This window comes from Pseudomonas sp. C32, from assembly GCF_030417915.1.
GTDB lineage: Bacteria > Pseudomonadota > Gammaproteobacteria > Pseudomonadales > Pseudomonadaceae > Aquipseudomonas.
Map to the genome: position 1 here is coordinate 1 of NZ_JAUHUK010000032.1, position 19,581 is coordinate 19,581.

The following is a 19,581-nucleotide window of genomic DNA, read 5'->3' on the forward strand; positions in this document are numbered from 1 at the left end:
AGGTCAAGACTTCAAGAGGCGGGTTTTTCTCCGTACCAGCGTGGCGTGTATACCCAACTACCGCCACCTGCACGCGTAAATGCACTAGTAGTGGATGAGCCCACCAGGACCATGGTGCGCATATCCACCTGGTCTGGAGTCAACTGGCCAAGTGTTGTCACTCGCAGCGTCTGACCCGGACGACCAATATCTCGCCCCAGCACTATCGGGGTTTCAGGGGAGCGATGTCCGGCGACAATTTCCAATGCCCGACCCAATTGCCATGGTCGAGAGCGCGAGATCGGGTTGTAAAAGGCCAGCGCCAGATCGGCTTGAGCCGCCAGGTCCAGGCGCTTCTCGATAATGGCCCAGGGTTTGAGGTTATCCGACAGCGACAGCACACAGAAATCATGCCCCAGCGGCGCACCGGCCTGGGCAGCCGTCGCCAGCGAGGCGGAAACCCCGGGCAGAATCTCGAGATCGACATTGTGCCAATGGACATCAGTGGATTCGTGCAACGCCTCCAGCACCGCCGCGGCCATGGCGAAAACGCCCGGGTCACCCGAGGACACCACCACGACAGAGCGCCCCTGAGCGGCGAGTTCGAAGGCGTGACGGGCGCGCTGCATCTCTTCGCGGTTGTCAGTGCAGTGCAGCACCTGATCCGCGCGAAACGGCCCGGCCATGCGTACGTAAGTCTCGTAACCCAGCACATCATTGGCGCGAGCCAGCTCCGACTTGACCGCTGGCACCATCAGTTCGGCGGCGCCCGGCCCCAGACCAATCACCGCCAAGCGTCCGCGAGGGCGACCGATCAGCAACGGATCCAGTGGGTTATCGGCAACAGCGATGGCAATCGCGTCATCGCCAAGAATGGAAACAGGCTGGCCGACAGCGTTGCGCGCCAGTTCACCCATATCGGTTTCAGCCTTGGCAAACCGCAAGGGCACACCCAGTTCACGCGCAGTTTCTCGCAGCGCCGGGTGGGTCATTTCGGTATCGGGGGCCAACAGGCAAGCCAGCGATTGCACGGCAATTGCGGCCTGATGCAAAACCTGGCGAATGGCGTTCGACAGATCTGAAACCGCACCACTGACCGCCACCACGACGCTACGTGGATAGATCAGCAGTTCGTTAGCCTGCGGCGTCCGTTCGGCATGGCCGACATGTAGCGCCAGTCGCGCCTGAGCATCCTCAGGCAATTGCGCTTGGGCCAGCCACGGTGCAGAACCTTCGATGCGCACCGTTTCACCGGCCAGCAGGTCGGAAACAAAACGCTTACCCAATTCCAGATCGCCAAGGACATAGCCGCTGGGCGGGTTGAGCAGACACGTTCCGAAACGCAACTCACCGCTGGTGGTGATCGCCGCCGAAACGTCCAGTGCGGCGGCAATCTCACGCGCCATCACATTCACCCCGCCGAGACCGCCCAACAGCGGAACTACGGCGCTGCCATCTTCGGCCACCGCCAGTACTGGAGGCTCGGCACCTTTTTCCAGCAACAGCGGCGCCAGCGTGCGGATCACAATCCCGGCAGCGCACAGAGCAATGATCGGCGTACCTTGTTGATACAACTCGCGCAAGGTCGAACCGAATTCACGATAGACATGATCAGCACCGTCCACCCGTTCGGCCAATCCGTGGATCAGGGCGTCGGGGTAGACCTGTTGAATCCTGCGCGCGGTGGCGAGGCTGCCATTGCCGAGAATGACAATCGCCGGAACTGGACGGGTCATCAGCCTTGCCACCTTTCGCCGGGAACGATGATCAACGAGAAGTACGGCGAAGACATCGGCTCGACCTGATCCAGCGGCACGATCTTCTGATTGGCCATGGTCGCGCGCTCGACGTACAACGCACGTTCGGCAAGGCCGAGTTCTTCCAGCACCTGGCGCACCTTGGGAAAGTTACGTCCCAACTTCATGATCACCGCCGCATCGGCATCGGCCAGGCGACGCTTGAGCTCATCGTGCGGCAGCACACCGGAAAGCACCGACAAACTCTGATTGCGATACACCAGCGGCGCGCCGAGCACCGATGCGCCACCCAGCATCGAACACACACCCGGCACCACTTCCGCTTGATAACGCTCGGCGAGGCGGTCGTGCAGGTACATGTAGGAACCGTAGAAGAACGGATCACCTTCGCAGATCACCGCCACATCGCGACCGGCATCCAGATGCGCGGCCACCGCCTGGGCGGCCTCATCGTAGAAATCACTGATGACTTGCTCATAGGACAGCGGTGCCGGCAGCACTTCGGTAGTCACCGGATAAACCAGCGGCAGCAGATTCTGCGCGTCTTGCAGATGCGCTTCGATGATGCCGAAAGCGTTGCCCTTCTTGCCCTTGGCCACGAAGTACGCCACCACCGGCGATTCGCGCAGCAGGCGCAAGGCCTTGACGGTAATCAGTTCCGGATCACCAGGGCCCACGCCAAGGCCGATCAAACGTCCAGGTTGCTGCATCATTCGATCTCCGTGGCGAGGGCATTGACAGCGGCGGCGGCCATGGCGCTTCCGCCCAGGCGACCTTGCATGATGACAAACGGCACGCCACGGCTGTCCGCCGCCAGCGCTGCCTTGGATTCGGCGGCACCGACGAAACCTACCGGGAAGCCGAGGATCAGCGCCGGTTTCGGTGCGCCGGCATCGAGCATTTCCAACAGATAGAACAGCGCGGTCGGCGCGTTGCCGATCACCACCACACTGCCTTCCATATGCGGCCGCCACAGTTCCAGCGCGGCGGCGGAGCGAGTGTTACCCAGCTCGCGGGCTAGCTCGGGAACGCTTTCATCGCGCAGGGTGCAGATCACTGGATTGTTCGCCGGCAAGCGCGCACGGGTCACACCTTCGGAAACCATCCGCGCATCACAGAGGATCGGCGCACCAGCAGCCAGCGCATCACGCCCGGCCTTACCCGCGCCTTCGGAAAACTGCAAACCGTCGATGGCCTCGACCATGCCGCACGCGTGAATCACACGGACCGCGAGTTTCTCCAGATCGGCCGGGATGCGGTCGAGGTTGGCCTCGGCGCGAATGATCGCGAAGGAGTTGCGATAGATCTCCTGACCGTCGCGGATGTAATCAAGCATCAAGGGGGCTCCGTGAGCGGGCGTCGAGCAGGGCTGCGACCGCTTCAATAGTCAGGTTGTGTGCGTGCAGCGTGCCGAAACCCGGTTGCGCTGCATCGCGAAAATAGAGGTCATAATGACCGGCGGAAACGGCCAGCAGGGTGACTGGCGCAGTGTGTGCGGCGGCACAGGATCGCGAGCAACCGCTCAGGTGCACATTCAGTACCTGCCCCTGTCCTTGCAGCAGCGCAGCCAATTGCAAGGCATCACCCTTGGTATCGGCTAGACCTTTGCCGCAGCCCGTCGAACCGGTACAAGCGATCAACCGTGACAATGCTTGATCAGCGTCACATAACAGGCCCAACGCGCGCAGGCGACGCATGACTTCAGCGGCGTCCTCATCGCGAATATTCGGCAGCAACAAGCTTTGCCAGGGTGTGAACCGCAATGTTGCATCGCCGTAATCCTGTGCCAATTGAGCTACGCCACGCAGCATGGTGCCATCGAGCCGCCCCAGCGGCGGCACAGCGCCAACATGGACATAACCGGATTGCGCCTGCGGATTCGCGCCAATGTGCAGGACGTTTGGTTTCGATGATCGCTGCCAATCTGCAATAGGGCTGAAGGGCACGCGCTCGGCCAGTCGACCGAGGAACACCGCGGTCGAAACATTGGCCAGCAAGTGGCGCATGCGCGTTTGGTCGGGGCCCGCCAGTTCCAGGAACAGCTCAAGCACTGCGACCATCAGGCCGTGTCCGTCATCCAACCCGACAGTACCGGCCGGCAATTCGGTGGGACATCCCGCAAGCCCGAATGCCAACCGCAGTTCACCATCACAATGGACAGCCGACAACCACAGATCATGGGCGTGTTCGAGCATCGCCAAAGTTTCGCCGCCGTCGAGTTGCACGGCGAATTTAGCGCTGAGCTCGTGAAAGCGCTCATGTTCCTGGAGTGTCGCAAGGATTTGCTGAGCCAGGTTTCGCGTATCGAACAGCATCTGCGAATCAATGCCCGCACTCGGACTCAACATAAGGTTGCGCACATCGTCGCCCGCCGCCTTCGATGGGCCGAGGCCCGCCGTGATCAGACCTTCGATCAATGCAGCTTCGTCCTTGCCAATGCCTCGAATCTGCACATTTGCCCTGTTGGTGGCCTCGATCACCGAACTGGCATAACGCTGCGCACCATCGGCAATGGCGTTCGCCTGCATCGCGCTCAACACACCTCCGGTGAGTTTTATGCGGCAGATACCACCGTCTCTGGCCTGCACAATTCGCAGTAACCCCGGACAAGCCGAGGGGCGTAATGCGCGGGGAAGAGGAAGGTTGTTCAAAGGGCTACCAGATCAAAAAATGAAAGCGCCTCCAACCGGAAGCGCGCCATATTATGCCTGCATTGGCGCGCGTCATCATAAGACCGCGTGTCGTAAAGGGTCCGCCCCTCAAACCGACATACAGTCGCTCTCACCGACGTTCCGCGTAAAACTCGAAAATCGCATCGGCAATCAGGTCGAGCCGGTGATTCAACTCCTGACGGACCTCTTCAAACCTGGCTCTGTTCAGAGTTAACGGCACAGCACGATGCGTGAGCGTCACATCGCCCACGCGCCAATCCCAAAACAGAAACTCCTCACGCTGGACCTTTGCCCTTAACGAGTAATCATTCAACCCCACCACCAACCGCCCCCCGCTGTCATATTCAGCCGGGGCAATCGCAAACTCCCTGCCGTAGCGACTTTCTTTAGACAATGAAACAAGGGCAGACGAATTAACCATAAGAGCCTCAAACATATCGCTTGTGATTTTCGCCATTCGACTATTAACACCCGCAATCATGTTCAAATAAGCCGAACTCAGCCGACCAGAAAAGCTACTGTAACTTTCCTCAACAACGTTTTTATCTTCATATTCCCAGCCCATTCCCCACAGCGTAATTGCAAAAGCTGAAAACCAGCCTTGGGAATCCGTTTCACGATCACGGGTCTGACTCGCATACCACTGCGCATAGCGTACGGAAGCGTTGACGTCGCGTTTGTCCTGACGTGACAGGCCTCGCGCCGTGGCAATCAAATTGCCGCCCAACAACGACCCGGCAGCCCCTTGCTGATCGAGTGAGGAAAACCCTTGAGCAGACCGTTTTTTGACAGGCACGAAATCTCGTTCAAAGTTTTCGGGATAAGCCAACAAGTCCAGGAGTTCCTTTTCCGAACAATGCATCTTTAAATCCTTTTAAAGTTAATGATTGAACATCCAGCCTATACAACTTCACAACCCCCAACCATCGTGCGGAGTGGCAAACTTAAAACATTCCATTACTCGCCTTTGCCTTCGACGCGTATCATGTGCCGCTTTATACAGATGAAATGAGAATATCCATGACGCGCTGGTTGACCGTGACAGGCATTGGTGAGGACGGCTTCAAAGGTTTGGGCAGAAATGCCCGGCATGCGTTGCTGGCCGCGTCGAAGGTCTTCGGCAGCCAGCGCCAATTGGACCTGCTACCGCCCTGCATTCGCGGTGAACGCCAATGCTGGCCGATCCCATTCTCCCTCGATGCGCTGCTGGCCATGCGCGGTGAGCCGGTCTGCGTGCTCGCCAGTGGCGATCCGATGTTTTTCGGTGTCGGCGCCAGCCTCGCCCGGCAGCTGCCCAACGATGAAATGCTGATACTGCCAGCGCCTTCGTCATGCTCTCTGGCCGCCGCACGAATGGGCTGGCCGTTACAGGAAGTGGTCACCCTATCCGTGGTCGCCCGCCCAATCGCGGCGCTTAATGCGCAGCTCTTCAGCGGCATTCGCCTGCTGGTTCTCAGCAACGACGGCAAAACCCCGTCTCTGATTGCCGAATTGCTGCGCGAGCGCGGATTCGGGCCGAGTCGCCTGAGTGTGTTGGAACATTTGGGCGGTGAAACCGAACGACGCATCGACGGTGTCGCCAACGACTGGACCGATCCCGCCATCGCCGACCTGAACCTGATCGCCATCGACTGCATCGCCGAACCGAACACGCCGCGCCTGTCGCGACTGGCTGGGCTGCCGGACTCGGCCTTCCAGCACGACGGCCAACTGACCAAGCGCGATGTACGTGCGATCACGCTCGCGCGCCTGGCCCCGGTCCCCGGTGAACTGCTGTGGGATGTCGGTGCAGGCTGCGGCTCGATCGGCATCGAATGGATGCGCGCCCACCCCAGTTGTCGTGCGATTGCGATCGAAGCCGATGACGGCCGGCAAACACTGATCGAGCACAACCGCGATGCGCTCGGCGTTCCAGGTTTGCAGCTGGTTCGCGGCAGCGCTCCGCAAGCGCTGACCGGGCTGGAGCGGCCCGACGCCATTTTCATCGGTGGCGGGGTCACTCGCGAGGGCATGCTCGAACAGTGCTGGAGCGCACTCAAACCTGGCGGCCGATTGATCGCCAACGCCGTCACCCTGCAAAGTGAAATGACCCTGATGAACTGGCGCGAACGGTATGGCGGTGAGCTGACGCGCATCCATATCGCCCAGGCACAACCACTGGGAGACTTCGACACCTGGCGTCAGGCCTTGCCGATTACCCTGCTGGACGTGACGAAGCCTTTCGATGCGTGATGAAACCGCCGAACAACCGGCGCCCCTGCGCAGTGGCCTGACCACCGGCAGCTGCGCCACCGCCACCAGCCTCGCCGCTGCACGACTGTTGCTCGGCGGCCTGTCTGCCGACGCGGTCGAAATCATTCTGCCCAAGGGCAAACAGGTGCAGATGCGCCTGGAATTCTGCCGCCTGACCGAACACGGCGCGGAGGCGGGAACCATCAAGGACGCCGGTGACGATCCGGACGTGACCCACGGCGCACTGCTCTTCTGCGAGGTTCGGTTGAGCGCCGAGCCGGGCGTTCGCTTCATCGCTGGTCGCGGTGTCGGCACGGTTACCCGGCCGGGTCTGGTGCTGGGTGTCGGTGAACCGGCGATCAACCCGGTGCCACGCAAAATGATCGGTGATCATCTGGCGCGGCTGGCTGACGAATTCAGTTATGGCGGCGGTTTTGACGTCACGATCAACGTCGAGGACGGCGAGGTCCTGGCGTTGAAAACCATGAACCCCCGCCTGGGGATTCTGGGCGGTCTGTCGATCCTGGGCACCAGTGGCATCGTTCGGCCGTTCTCCTGTGCGGCCTACATCGCCTCGATCCATCAAGGCATCGATGTCGCCAAGACCAACGGTTACCTGCACATCGCCGCCTGCACCGGCAACGCCAGCGAAGACACCATGCGCAGGGTCTACAACTTGCCGGAGATCGCCCTGATCGAAATGGGCGACTTCGTCGGCGCCGTGCTCAAGCACCTGCGCAAAGTGCCTGTGGATAAACTCAGCCTTTGCGGCGGCTTCGGCAAGATCAGCAAACTGGCCGCCGGACACATGGATTTGCACAGCCGCCACTCGAGCATCGATCTGCCGCAACTGGCCGAATGGGCGGCTGCAATCGGTGCCGATACGGCTTTGCAGCACAGCATTCGCGAGGCCAATACCAGTCAACAAGCCTTGGCCATGGCCAGCGCCGCCGGGGTCGCCCTCGGTGATGAGGTGTGCCGACACGCCCTGAACTTCGCCCGCAGCGTCGTGCCGGCACAGGTTCAGGTCGAGGTGTTTGCCATCGACCGTCAGGGTGGGATCGTCGGTCATGCTGGAGCGTTTGAATGAAACGAATCCTGCTGCTCGGCGGTGTGACCGAAGCCTTGGCCATCGCCCGCACACTGGGGCCACAACACATCTATAGCCTGGCCGGTATCGGTCGGGTGCCGACAGATCTGCGGTGCCAGGTTCGTGTCGGCGGTTTTGGCGGCGCGGAAGGCCTGGCGCAATACATCCGCGAGCAAGGCGTCGATCTCCTCCTCGACGCCACCCATCCTTACGCCGCCCAGATCAGCCAGAACGTCGCGACCGCCGCCCGCTTGAGCGGCATTGCCTGTTGGGCGCTGCGACGTCCGGCGTGGCAACCACAACCTGGCGATGACTGGCGGGAAGTCAGCGACTGGGCCGAACTGATCGAAACCCTGAAACCCTTCCGCCGCCCCCTGTTCACCCTCGGCCGCGAGCCGTTGCAACATCTGGACGAAATCCCTGCGGAGCAATTCTGGACCCTGCGCGCACTGGACGTTTACCCGGGCAACGAACGCTGCGAAGTGATCGGTGCACGTGGTCCGTTCCTGATCGACGATGAACGTGCGCTGTTCGAACGGCGCCATATCGACGTGCTGATCAGCAAGAACAGCGGCAGCAGCGCTACTGAACCGAAACTGGAGGTGGCACGGGAGCGCAGGGTACCGGTGATTGTGTTGACGCGGCCGGTGTTGCCGGGGGTTGATAGGGAGTTTGGGTCGGTGGCAGATGTGCTGGAAGCGTTATCAATGCCTGGCATCCGCTAGAGATTGCGAATTTTCTGACAGCACACTCGGAGAAAGCTGGCTGTCCACTCTACAACCGACCCTCTATCGTTCCCGCCTCCTAGGATGGATCAAGCGCTGCCGCCATTCTCGAAAAAATGGCAATCCCCAGAAAACCTGTCGCTTGCCCCTTCGTATCCCATGGAATACGATAAATATGGTCGAATTCGAACGATCCCGAGTATTTGCTCAATGGCTCAATTCACTTAAGGACTCCATCGGCAAAGCAATTCAAATGGCACACAAAATCGGTAGTGAGGAGTAAATCATGGCCGAACAATTTACCCGTTTTGATGCTGCGGAGTTTCTTAAAACACCGCAAGAAATGGCGGCTTATCTGGATGCGTGCTTTGAAGAAGATGCTGGTGACGGCGTATTGATACGCGCAGCACTCAACGATATCGCCCGAGCGAAAGGCATGACGCAAATTGCTCGTGATGCAGGACTTGGTCGCGAAAGCCTATACAAAGCACTGAGCAGTAGTGGCAATCCGGAGTTCGCGACTATCATGAAGGTGATGAAGGCTTTAGGCCTGCGATTACATGCAATCGCTGTCTGATTGCACTGCGACACCAAACCGCACAGCGCTTTTTTACTTATCGGCCCTGATCAGGCTAAATAGCCGCGTCTGATCGCCCACCCACCGGATTTGTCCCATGTCCCGACAACGGCTCGCAATTGCCTGGATCGCCTGCTTCGCAGTGCTGTTCAACATGCTCGCCATGCCGATGACCGGTGCGATGGCGCAGTCGGCGAAAACGCCTGCCGAACAATTGTTGTGGGGTAGTTTCTGCTCTTCCGGCGGCACCAAAATGATGGCGATCTCCCTGGGGGATATCGAACAGAAATCCCCGCAGAACGACGACCACTCCAACATGCAGCATTGCTGGTGTTGCTCCGGCTCCGCGCCGTTGGTGGCGTTGCCAGGCCTTCAGCCGCAACTGTATTTCGCGCACTTCGAGTCCAATCGGAGCCTGCCGCCTCCATCCCTGAACACCCCGACACCGCGCCAGCAATGGCCAAGCCTCAATCCCCGCGCATCCCCTCTGGTGTGATTCCTTCTCGCAATCAACCTGCGTTTTGAATCGTTCTGGAGAACTGCCATGCTGAAAAAATTCATCGTTCTGGCCGCATTGCTGCTGCCTGCCTGCTTTGCCAATGCCCACGAATACAAGGTCGGCGCACTGGAAGTCGCACATCCCTGGTCGCAAGAGCTGCCGCCCAATGCGCCGACCGTCGCTGCGTATTTCATCATCCACAACAGCGGCAACTCCGCTGATCGACTGCTCAGCGTCGATTCGCCGATTTCGGGCGAAGCGCAATTGCACGAGCACGTGATGAAAAACGACCTGATGAAAATGCAGCCCGTACCGAGCGTGGACATTCCCGCCGGCGGCAACGTCACCTTCGCCCCCATGGCCTACCACGTCATGCTGGTAAACCTGAAAGACCGCAGCCTGCTCACTGACGGCAAGCGTTTTCCCATGACCCTGCACTTCGAGAAAGCCGGTGATGTAACCGTCGAAGTGGCCGTGCAGAAAAAAGCGCCAGACAGCATGCCGCAGCACGTGCACGCCCAGTAAGCACCTGAGCTGCATTCGCCATGCGCCCGCTTAGCGCCAGGGCATCCAGGTCACACGGCCGGTCATTGAACCTGACACGCGGCAGCTGGATCAGCCTGTTCGCCATGCTGATGATCTTTATCGGTCCACTGATTTCTCAGTCGATGCCGATGGATCAGCGCACCCCGATGTCCATGGAAATGTCGATGGACATGAGCATGGACATGTCGGCAATGGAGCACGCCGGGCACGGCGCGCAACCTGCTGCCGAACATTGCCCGCCAGAAGCGGGCCACCATGCGCTGTGGGAAAAGTGCGGCTATTGCAGCCTGCTGTTCAATTGCCCGGCGCTGACCGGTGGCGGTTCATTCGCCACATTCGACATCCCACCCGTCAACACCTTCACCACCCCTTCCCCACGCCTGGGTCATGCCCGGCAAACCTTCTTCCCCGGCGCCCGCACCCGCGCCCCGCCTGTCGTCGCGTAAACACTCATCTCTGATTTCACACGGTCCGCAAGCTCGCTCCTACAGGGATTGTGCAGGTTGTCGGTCGTGTGGTTTACGACTGTTCGATGGAAATTGTCATGTCCAGGTTTTCTGCTGTCCCGTGCTTGAGCACTGCTCAAGCCGCCTTCTCCCTGAGCGAATCCAGCATTCGCTTCAGGCACGCCACCGCGATTCTGTGCGGTGCCTTGCTGGCGCCTTGCGCGCTGGCCGATGAACACGCCGGTCACAGTGAGGAACTGAGCCCGACGGTCATCACCGCCATTGCTCCAAGTTCACCGCTGACCATCGTCACCAACCCCAAAGAACCACGCCAGCCGGTGCCGGCCAGCGACGGTTCTGATTATCTGAAAACCATTCCGGGCTTCGCTCAAGTACGCAACGGCGGCACCAACGGCGATCCGGTATTGCGTGGCATGTTCGGTTCGCGGCTGAACATCCTCACCAACGGCAGCATGCTGCTGGGCGCCTGCCCGGGTCGCATGGACGCGCCAACCTCGTACATCTCACCGGAAACCTACGACAAACTGACCGTGATCAAAGGCCCGCAAACCGTGCTCTGGGGCCCGGGGGCTTCGGCCGGCACGATCCTGTTCGACCGTGAGCCGGAAAGCTTTGGTGAACTCGGCACACGGGTAAACGCCAGTGTGCTGGCCGGCTCCAACGGACGTTTCGACAAAGTCGTGGACGCCGCTGCCGGCGGGCCATTGGGTTATGTGCGCGTCATAGGCAACACCGCCCAGGCGGACGACTACCAGGACGGCAATAACGACACCGTGCCGTCGCGCTATGACAAATGGAACGGCGACGTTGCCGTCGGCTGGACGCCGAACGCCGACACGCTGCTGGAACTGACTGCCGGCAAGGGCGATGGCGAGGCCCGATACGCCGGACGCGGCATGGACGGTACGCAGTTCTTGCGCGAGAGCCTTGGCCTGCGTTTCGAACAGTCCAACATCGGCGACGTGCTCGACAAGATCGAAGCGCAGGTCTACTACAACTACGCCGACCACGTGATGGACAACTACACCCTGCGCACGCCGTCCGGCACCGGGATGATGGCCGGCCCCATGGCGTCCAACGTCGACCGTCGGACCCTCGGCGCGCGGGTCAAGGCGACATGGCGCTGGGCCGATGTGCAGTTGATCAGCGGCATCGACGCGCAGACCAACGAACACCGCCAACGCAGCGCCATGGGCATCGACACCTACAAGGACGTGCCCTACACCAAGGACGCCGACTTCCATAACTACGGTGTGTTCGGCGAACTGACCTGGTACGCCGCCGACCGTGATCGCTTGATCAGTGGCGCGCGCCTGGACCGTGCTTCGGCCAAGGATTACCGGCAGACCACCGGCTCGGGAATGATGACCCGCCCGAATCCGACCGCCGACGACACCCGCGCCGATACGCTGCCCAGCGGCTTCGTTCGCTACGAGCATGACTTGGCCGACAGCCCGACCACCTTGTATGCCGGTCTCGGTCACACCCAGCGTTTCCCGGATTACTGGGAGTTGTTTTCGCCAAAATCCGGGCCCGCCGGATCGGTGAACGCGTTCGATTCGATCAAGCCTGAAAAAACCACTCAGCTCGACTTCGGCCTGCAATACAAAACCGAAGACCTCGAAGCCTGGGCTTCGGGTTACGTCGGCCAGGTGCGCGATTACATTTTGTTCAACTACACCCCGACAATGATGGGTACAACCTCGCAAGCCGAGAACATCGACGCACGGATCATGGGCGGCGAATTGGGCGCGGCCTACAAGCTGACCGAAAACTGGAAAGCCGACGCGACCCTGGCTTACGCCTGGGGCAAGAACAGCAGCGATGGCAATGCGTTGCCGCAAATGCCGCCGCTGGATGCGCGTTTCGGTCTGACCTACAGCGAAGACAACTGGAGCGCCGGCGCACTGTGGCGAGTGGTCGCCGCGCAAAACCGTATCGACCAGAACAAGGGCAACGTGGTCGGCAAGGACTACGACAAGACACCGGGCTTCGGCGTGTTCTCCCTCAACGGCGCCTATCGGATCAACAAGCACTGGAAGGTCAGCAGCGGCGTGGACAACCTGTTCGGCAAGGCTTACGCCGAACACCTGAACCTGGCCGGCAACGCCGGGTTCGGCTACCCCGCCAACGACCCGCAAGCCATCAAGGAACCGGGGCGAACGCTCTGGACCAAGGTGGACATGAGCTTCTGACAACAGCGCAGGCAAGCCGCTCTTTTGTAGGAGCGAGCTTGCTCGCGATCGGTTGCGCAGCAACCGCAAAACAAACAACTAAAAGATCCAGCCACGCGGAGCACACGCGATGAAACAGCCCAAAGTGAATTTCTACAACCTGGCCTGGCGTTGGCATTTCTATGCCGGATTATTCGTTGCGCCCTTCATGGTGATGCTGGCCCTGACCGGCACGATCTACCTGTTCAAACCGCAACTCGATTCGTTGATGTACAGCAGCCTGCTCAACGTCCCGGCCGGCCATCACACGGTCTCGGCCGACGACTTGCTCAAGCGCGTGAAAGACGCCTATCCACAGGCGACCATCAAGCAATACCTGCCACCGGTCAGCGCCGAGCGCAGCGCGCAGTTTGTGGTGCTCAATGGCGGCAACGAGCTGAATGTGTTCGTCGATCCGTACCACGGCGACATCCTCGGTGAACAGGATGCCAAGCAGAACCTGCAAGCCATCGCCCGGGCGATACACGGTGAGCTGATGATCGGCACCGTCGGCGACCGTCTGATCGAACTGGCCGCTGGCTGGGGCGTGGTGCTGGTGGTTTCCGGGGTGTTTCTGTGGTGGCCGCGCGGTCAGGCGGCGGGCATTCTGTGGCCACGTTTGAACAGTCGAGGCCGCGTTTTGTGGCGCGATCTGCACGCGGTCACCGGGTTCTGGGGCGCGTCCTTGCTGCTGGTGATGCTGCTCAGCGGCATGACCTGGACCGGGTTCTGGGGAAAGCAATACGCGGCGGTGTGGAACGTGTTCCCCGCAGCGATGTGGGATGACGTGCCGAAGTCCGACGTCGAAGCGCGCAGCCTCAACAGCGCCACCCGCCAGACCGTGCCGTGGGCCATGGAAAACACGCCGATGCCAATGTCCGGTGACCATGCCGAACACATGGCCCACGGTGGTGCACAGGCCAGTCCGGCCGCGCCGACCATCAGTTTGCAAGATGTGCAGAACATCGCCGTGCAGCGCAAGGTCGAACCCGGTTACAGCATCACCTTCCCGACCACCGCCACGGGTGTCTTCACCATCGCCGTGTTCGCCGACGACCCTCGCAACGACGCCACGCTGCACGTCGACCAGTACACCGGCGACGTCCTCGCCGATGTGCGTTTCGAGCAATACGGCACTGTCGCCCGCGCCACGGAAATCGGCGTGATGCTGCACGAAGGCAAGATGTTCGGGGTGGTCAACCAGATCATCGTGCTGATCATCTGCCTGATGATCCTGCTCAGCGCCGTCAGCGGCGTGGTGATCTGGTGGAAGCGTCGCCCGCAAGGCAAATTGGGCGTACCGCCGCTGCGCCACGACCTGCCGAAATGGAAAACCGCGATGGTCATCATGTTCGCGTTGGCGGTGGCCTTCCCGTTGGTGGGTGCTTCGCTGGTGGTCGTCTGGGTGCTTGATCGTGTGCTGCTGTCGCGCTTCACCCGGCAGTCAGAGAGTGCCTCATCATCCTCATAAGTCTGGTGCGCTGCCTGTAGGCACCCGACCGCCACATTCCCTGTAGGAGCTGTCGAGCGAAGCGAGGCTGCGATCTTTTTGCAGATCAAGGTCAAAAGATCACAGCCTCGCTTCGCTCGACAGCTCCTACCCATTGCGAACTTGTCCGTGCGCCAATCTGGCGCAGCACAACGCACCAATGCGCCAGACCCGATCCTTCATGGTGCGATGCAAAATCGCGCAACCCCTCTAGCACGACATTTTCATGCCTTTCTCCGACCGGGCACAACCCTTGCTATAGACCCTTCAGTAGTCCGCATCTGCCACCCAGAAAATTCATAAGTTCATGGAGATCGCACAATGAAGCGTCGCAGCTTGATCAAGGCTTTCACACTCACGGCATCCATTGCCGCGATGGGTATGACCTGGACCGTCCAGGCCGCAGAGACCATCAAGGTCGGCATTCTGCATTCCCTGTCCGGGACCATGGCGATCTCCGAGACATCGCTCAAGGACATGGCGCTGATGACCATCGACGAGATCAACGCCAAGGGCGGCGTGAACGGCAAGATGCTGGAACCGGTGGTGGTGGACCCTGCATCGAACTGGCCACTGTTCGCCGAGAAGGGCCGTCAGCTGCTGACCCAGGACAAGGTCGCCGTGGTGTTCGGCTGCTGGACCTCCGTGTCGCGCAAATCGGTATTGCCGGTGTTCGAAGAGCTCAATGGCCTGCTGTTCTACCCGGTGCAATACGAAGGCGAAGAGATGTCGCCAAACGTGTTCTACACCGGTGCCGCGCCGAACCAGCAAGCGATTCCCGCCGTTGAATACCTGATGAGCGAAGAAGGCGGCAGCGCCAAGCGCTACTTCCTGCTCGGCACCGACTACGTCTACCCGCGCACCACCAACAAGATTCTGCGTTCGTTCCTGCATTCCAAAGGCGTGGCCGACAAGGACATCGAAGAGGTCTACACCCCGTTCGGCCACAGCGACTATCAAACCATCGTCGCCAACATCAAGAAATTCTCGGCCGGCGGCAAGACAGCCGTTATCTCGACGGTCAACGGCGACTCCAACGTGCCGTTCTACAAAGAACTGGCCAACCAGGGCCTGAAAGCCACCGACGTTCCGGTCGTGGCGTTCTCGGTCGGTGAAGAAGAACTGCGCGGCATCGACACCAAACCGTTGGTGGGCAACCTCGCAGCGTGGAACTACTTCGAGTCGGTGGAGAACCCGGCGAACAAGAAATTCGTCGCCGACTGGAAAGCCTACGCCAAGAAACACAACCTGCCGGGTGCTGACAAAGCGGTGACCAACGACCCGATGGAGGCCACTTATGTCGGCATCCATATGTGGGCGCAGGCTGCTGAAAAAGCCAAGTCCACCGACGTCGACAAAGTCCGCGAAGCCCTCGCCGGCCAGACCTTTGCCGCACCGTCCGGCTACACCCTGACCATGGACAAGACCAACCACCACCTGCACAAGCCGGTGATGATCGGCGAGATCCAGGCCGACGGTCAGTTCAACGTGGTGTGGCAGACCGATGGGCCAATCCGCGCCCAGCCGTGGAGCCCGTTCATTCAGGGCAACGACAAGAAGCCGGACTATGCGATGAAGAGCAACTAAAGCCACTGGATGCCGGGCCCGAGCTTTGAGCTCGGGTCTGACACAACACCTGTAGGAGCTGGCTTGCCAGCGATGCAGACGACTCGGTCGTATTTGATGCTCCGAGGTGATGCCATCGCTGGCAAGCCAGCTCCTACAGGGTCCGTGCATGACCAGGACGTTCGACATGCCCACCGCCCTTTATCGCTTGATCCTCGCCATTGCGCTCTTGTTGCCAATGGCCACTCACGCCGGCGACGCCGAAGACTTCATCGCCGCCAATCCCGTACAGCAAGCCAAGCTGCTGGAAGCCTGGGCCGCGCAGCCAGATCCAGCCCGCATCGAACTGATCAACGCCCTGCAACAAGGCGAATTGACCGTCGACGGCCAGCCAAAAACCTTGCGCCTGAACAACCGCCTGCGCGGTCTGATCGACACCGCCCTGGCCAGTCACCAGTTGCTCGCCGCCGACGCCAAAATCCGCCTGAGCGCCGCGCAACAATTGCAGAAAAGCGCCAAACCGGCGCAACTGAAATTCCTCGACCGGCAACTGGCGGGCGAACAGGACGAAGGCGTTCACAGCGCCCTGAGCCTTGCCCTGGCCAATCTGCAATTGGTCGACAGCGATCCCGCCGTGCGCCTCGCCGCCGTGCGCTTGCTCGGTGAAACCGGCGACCCGCTGGCCCGCACCCGCCTCGAAGGCTTGCTCGAACCCGGCGTTGAAACCGACGCCACCGTGCATACCGCCGCCGAAACCAGCCTCGCTCAAGTCAAACGCAAACTGCTGATCGGCGAACTCTTGGGTCAGGCCTTCAGTGGTATGTCGCTGGGCTCGATTTTGCTGCTCGCCGCATTGGGACTGGCGATCACCTTCGGCCTGCTCGGCGTGATCAACATGGCCCACGGCGAAATGCTGATGCTCGGCGCCTACTCTACCTATGTCGTGCAGTTGATGTTCCAGCGCTACGCACCGCAGGCCATCGAGTTCTATCCATTGATTGCGTTGCCGGTGGCGTTTTTCGTCACCGCCGCCATCGGCATGGCGCTGGAGCGCACGGTGATTCGCCACCTCTACGGCCGTCCGCTGGAAACCCTGCTCGCCACCTGGGGCATCAGCCTGATGCTGATTCAACTGGTGCGTCTGGTGTTCGGTGCGCAAAACGTCGAAGTGGCCAACCCGGCGTGGTTGTCGGGTGGGATTCAGGTGCTGCCGAACCTGGTGTTGCCGTACAACCGCATCGTCATCATCGCCTTCGCCTTGTCCGTGGTGGTGCTGACCTGGCTTCTGTTGAACAAGACACGCCTGGGCCTGAACGTGCGCGCTGTCACGCAGAACCGCAACATGGCGGCCTGCTGCGGCGTGCCCACCGGACGCGTGGACATGCTCGCCTTCGGCCTCGGCTCGGGCATCGCCGGCCTCGGCGGTGTGGCGCTGAGCCAGATCGGCAACGTCGGCCCGGACCTCGGCCAGAGCTACATCATCGACTCGTTCCTGGTGGTGGTGCTCGGCGGTGTCGGGCAGTTGGCCGGTAGCGTGTTCGCCGCGTTCGGTCTCGGGATTGCCAACAAGATTCTCGAACCGCAGATCGGTGCCGTGCTCGGCAAGATCCTCATCCTCGCGCTGATCATTCTGTTCATCCAGAAACGTCCGCAAGGCCTCTTCGCATTGAAAGGACGGGTGATCGACTGATGAACCAGCCCCTGCTCGTTACCGCGACCCAAAAAGCCGGACCTAAAGTCTCGATTACCGTCGGTGTGGTGATCCTCGTTCTGCTGTTGGCATTGCCGCTGCTGTCGTTGCTGTCACCCGACAACGCGCTGCACGTCTCGGCTTACACCCTGACCCTGGTGGGCAAGATCCTTTGCTACGCCATCGTCGCCCTGGCGCTGGATCTGGTCTGGGGTTACGCCGGATTGCTGTCCCTCGGTCATGGTCTGTTCTTCGCCCTCGGCGGTTATGCGATGGGCATGTACCTGATGCGCCAGGCCTCGGGCGACGGCTTGCCGGCGTTCATGACGTTCCTGTCGTGGACTGAATTGCCGTGGTTCTGGACCGGCACCAGCAGCTTTCTCTGGACCCTGTGCCTGGTGGTCTTGGCGCCGGGATTGCTGGCGCTGGTGTTCGGTTTTTTCGCCTTCCGTTCGCGAATCAAGGGCGTGTATTTCTCGATCATGACCCAGGCCCTGACCTTCGCCGGCATGCTGTTGTTTTTCCGCAACGAGACCGGTTTCGGCGGCAACAACGGCTTCACCAATTTCCGCACGATTCTCGGCTTCGGCATCACTGAACCGGGCACTCGTGCCGTGCTGTTTTTTTGCACGGTGCTGCTGTTGGTGGCGAGCCTGTACATCGGTTGGCGTCTGGCGCAAAGCAAGTTCGGCCGGGTCCTGACCGCGCTGCGCGATGCGGAAAACCGTTTGATGTTCTGCGGCTATGACCCGCGCGGTTTCAAGCTGTTTGTCTGGGTGTTGAGCGCGGTGTTGTGCGGCCTGGCGGGGGCGTTGTACGTGCCTCAGGTCGGCATCATCAACCCGAGCGAAATGTCGCCGACCAACTCGATTGAAGCGGCGGTGTGGGTCGCACTCGGTGGACGCGGCACTTTGATCGGCCCTTTGCTCGGCGCCGGTGTGGTCAACGGCATGAAGAGCTGGTTCACCGTGGCATTTCCCGAGTACTGGCTGTTCTTTCTCGGTGCGCTGTTCATCGTCGTGACCCTGTACCTGCCCAAAGGCGTGATCGGTTTGCTGAAGAAAAGAGGTGAACAATGAGAGTCACGGCAACGGCTGAATTCATGCTCGAACCGGCGTTCTTTCCACCACTGGAACCCAACCGCGATGCCGGCACCAGCCGCGACGCCCTCGGGCTCGGTCAACGTGTCGGTCCCGGACTGAACACCCGTCACGGCACGATCCTGACCCTGGAAGACATCAGCGTCAGCTTCGACGGTTTTCGTGCGCTGAACAATCTGAACCTGTACATCGGCGTCGGCGAGTTGCGCTGCATCATCGGCCCCAACGGTGCGGGCAAGACCACGCTGATGGACGTGATCACCGGCAAGACCCGCCCAAGCCACGGTAAGGCCTGGTTCGGCGAAACCCTGGACCTGACGCAAATGAGCGAAGTGCAGATCGCCCAGGCGGGCATCGGTCGCAAGTTCCAGAAACCGACGGTGTTCGAAGCCTTGAGCGTGTTCGAGAATCTTGAGCTGGCGCAGAAAACCGACAAATCGGTATGGGCCAGTTTGCGCGCTCGTCTGAATGGCGAACAAAAAGACCGCATCGCCGAAGTACTGGAGACCATTCGCCTGACCACCTCGGTCAATCGCCCCGCCGGCTTGCTGTCCCACGGTCAGAAGCAATTTCTTGAGATTGGCATGTTGCTGATGCAAGACCCGCAACTGCTGCTGCTCGACGAGCCGGTGGCGGGCATGACCGACGCCGAAACCGAATTCACCGCCGAGCTGTTCAAGCGCCTGGCAGGCAAGCATTCGCTGATGGTGGTGGAGCACGACATGGGCTTCGTCGGCTCGATTGCCGATCACGTCACCGTGTTGCATCAGGGCAGCGTGCTGGCCGAAGGGTCGCTGGAGCAGGTGCAGGAAAACGAGCGCGTCATCGAGGTCTACCTCGGTCGCTGAAGTTTTCGAATACAAAACCTGTAGGAGCTGGCTTGCCAGCGATAGCGATGGAACTGCCGACATTGATGTTGAATGTCATGGCCTCATCGCTGGCAAGCCAGCTCCTACAGGGGATTTGAGGAGAACGTTGA

General features: G+C 60.5%; 18 protein-coding genes. 13 read left to right on the forward strand and 5 right to left on the reverse strand.

The features are described 5' to 3' along the window. Positions 1-11: 11 nt before the first annotated feature. From cobJ to QYH43_RS25650, 5 genes are all read right to left on the reverse strand, one after another. The gene (gene cobJ, locus QYH43_RS25630) at positions 12-1,715 is read right to left on the reverse strand and encodes a precorrin-3B C(17)-methyltransferase (protein ID WP_095152297.1); all 1,704 of its coding nucleotides are present in this window, start codon (positions 1,713-1,715) and stop codon (positions 12-14) included. Further along, the gene (locus QYH43_RS25635) at positions 1,715-2,446 is read right to left on the reverse strand and encodes a precorrin-2 C(20)-methyltransferase (protein WP_095056511.1); all 732 of its coding nucleotides are present in this window, start codon (positions 2,444-2,446) and stop codon (positions 1,715-1,717) included. The genes cobJ and QYH43_RS25635 overlap by 1 nt, the downstream gene beginning before the upstream one ends. Beyond that, positions 2,446-3,072, reverse strand: a complete 627-nt coding sequence (locus QYH43_RS25640) for a precorrin-8X methylmutase (protein ID WP_095152296.1) — start codon at positions 3,070-3,072, stop codon at positions 2,446-2,448. Before QYH43_RS25640 ends, QYH43_RS25635 begins: the two co-directional genes overlap by 1 nt. Further along, positions 3,065-4,387: a precorrin-3B synthase gene (gene cobG / locus QYH43_RS25645; protein WP_095152295.1), complete on the reverse strand. Its 1,323-nt coding sequence runs from the start codon at positions 4,385-4,387 to the stop codon at positions 3,065-3,067. Before cobG ends, QYH43_RS25640 begins: the two co-directional genes overlap by 8 nt. Before the next feature lie 130 nt (positions 4,388-4,517). Then, positions 4,518-5,270: a hypothetical protein gene (locus QYH43_RS25650; RefSeq protein WP_095152294.1), complete on the reverse strand. Its 753-nt coding sequence runs from the start codon at positions 5,268-5,270 to the stop codon at positions 4,518-4,520. A gap of 158 nt (positions 5,271-5,428) precedes the next feature. Here QYH43_RS25650 and cbiE point away from each other — a divergent pair, with 158 nt between their 5' ends. The 13 genes from cbiE to urtD all read left to right on the forward strand — a co-directional run bounded on the left by cbiE (position 5,429) and on the right by urtD (position 19,450). Further along, positions 5,429-6,640 (forward strand): precorrin-6y C5,15-methyltransferase (decarboxylating) subunit CbiE, encoded by a 1,212-nt coding sequence (gene cbiE / locus QYH43_RS25655; protein WP_095152293.1) that lies wholly within the window; start codon positions 5,429-5,431, stop codon positions 6,638-6,640. Then, the gene (locus QYH43_RS25660; RefSeq protein WP_095152292.1) at positions 6,633-7,730 is read left to right on the forward strand and encodes a cobalt-precorrin-5B (C(1))-methyltransferase; all 1,098 of its coding nucleotides are present in this window, start codon (positions 6,633-6,635) and stop codon (positions 7,728-7,730) included. The genes cbiE and QYH43_RS25660 overlap by 8 nt, the downstream gene beginning before the upstream one ends. Further along, positions 7,727-8,455 (forward strand): cobalt-precorrin-6A reductase, encoded by a 729-nt coding sequence (locus tag QYH43_RS25665; protein WP_095152291.1) that lies wholly within the window; start codon positions 7,727-7,729, stop codon positions 8,453-8,455. The genes QYH43_RS25660 and QYH43_RS25665 overlap by 4 nt, the downstream gene beginning before the upstream one ends. A gap of 286 nt (positions 8,456-8,741) precedes the next feature. Continuing rightward, positions 8,742-9,032: an addiction module antidote protein gene (locus QYH43_RS25670; RefSeq protein ID WP_095056297.1), complete on the forward strand. Its 291-nt coding sequence runs from the start codon at positions 8,742-8,744 to the stop codon at positions 9,030-9,032. Positions 9,033-9,129: 97 nt separating this feature from the next. Then, on the forward strand, positions 9,130-9,528 hold the full coding sequence (locus QYH43_RS25675) for a DUF2946 domain-containing protein (RefSeq protein WP_301158391.1): 399 nt from the start codon (positions 9,130-9,132) through the stop codon (positions 9,526-9,528). A 48-nt stretch (positions 9,529-9,576) separates the two neighbouring features. Further along, positions 9,577-10,056: a copper chaperone PCu(A)C gene (locus QYH43_RS25680; RefSeq protein ID WP_095056299.1), complete on the forward strand. Its 480-nt coding sequence runs from the start codon at positions 9,577-9,579 to the stop codon at positions 10,054-10,056. Between the two features lie 20 nt (positions 10,057-10,076). Further along, positions 10,077-10,523: a DUF2946 domain-containing protein gene (locus tag QYH43_RS25685; RefSeq protein WP_095056300.1), complete on the forward strand. Its 447-nt coding sequence runs from the start codon at positions 10,077-10,079 to the stop codon at positions 10,521-10,523. A gap of 98 nt (positions 10,524-10,621) precedes the next feature. After that, a complete protein-coding gene (locus QYH43_RS25690) occupies positions 10,622-12,739 on the forward strand; it encodes a TonB-dependent copper receptor (RefSeq protein WP_301158392.1) in 2,118 nt (705 codons plus the stop codon). Positions 12,740-12,848: 109 nt separating this feature from the next. Next, entirely contained in the window at positions 12,849-14,228 is a 1,380-nt protein-coding gene (locus tag QYH43_RS25695) for a PepSY domain-containing protein (RefSeq protein WP_095056302.1), read from the forward strand. A 339-nt stretch (positions 14,229-14,567) separates the two neighbouring features. Next, the gene (urtA, locus tag QYH43_RS25700; protein WP_095056303.1) at positions 14,568-15,833 is read left to right on the forward strand and encodes an urea ABC transporter substrate-binding protein; all 1,266 of its coding nucleotides are present in this window, start codon (positions 14,568-14,570) and stop codon (positions 15,831-15,833) included. 166 nt (positions 15,834-15,999) lie between these two features. Then, positions 16,000-17,502: an urea ABC transporter permease subunit UrtB gene (urtB, locus tag QYH43_RS25705; RefSeq protein WP_095152288.1), complete on the forward strand. Its 1,503-nt coding sequence runs from the start codon at positions 16,000-16,002 to the stop codon at positions 17,500-17,502. Beyond that, the gene (urtC, locus tag QYH43_RS25710; protein WP_095152287.1) at positions 17,502-18,581 is read left to right on the forward strand and encodes an urea ABC transporter permease subunit UrtC; all 1,080 of its coding nucleotides are present in this window, start codon (positions 17,502-17,504) and stop codon (positions 18,579-18,581) included. The genes urtB and urtC overlap by 1 nt, the downstream gene beginning before the upstream one ends. Further along, on the forward strand, positions 18,578-19,450 hold the full coding sequence (urtD, locus tag QYH43_RS25715) for an urea ABC transporter ATP-binding protein UrtD (RefSeq protein ID WP_095056306.1): 873 nt from the start codon (positions 18,578-18,580) through the stop codon (positions 19,448-19,450). Before urtC ends, urtD begins: the two co-directional genes overlap by 4 nt. Positions 19,451-19,581 lie beyond the last annotated feature (131 nt).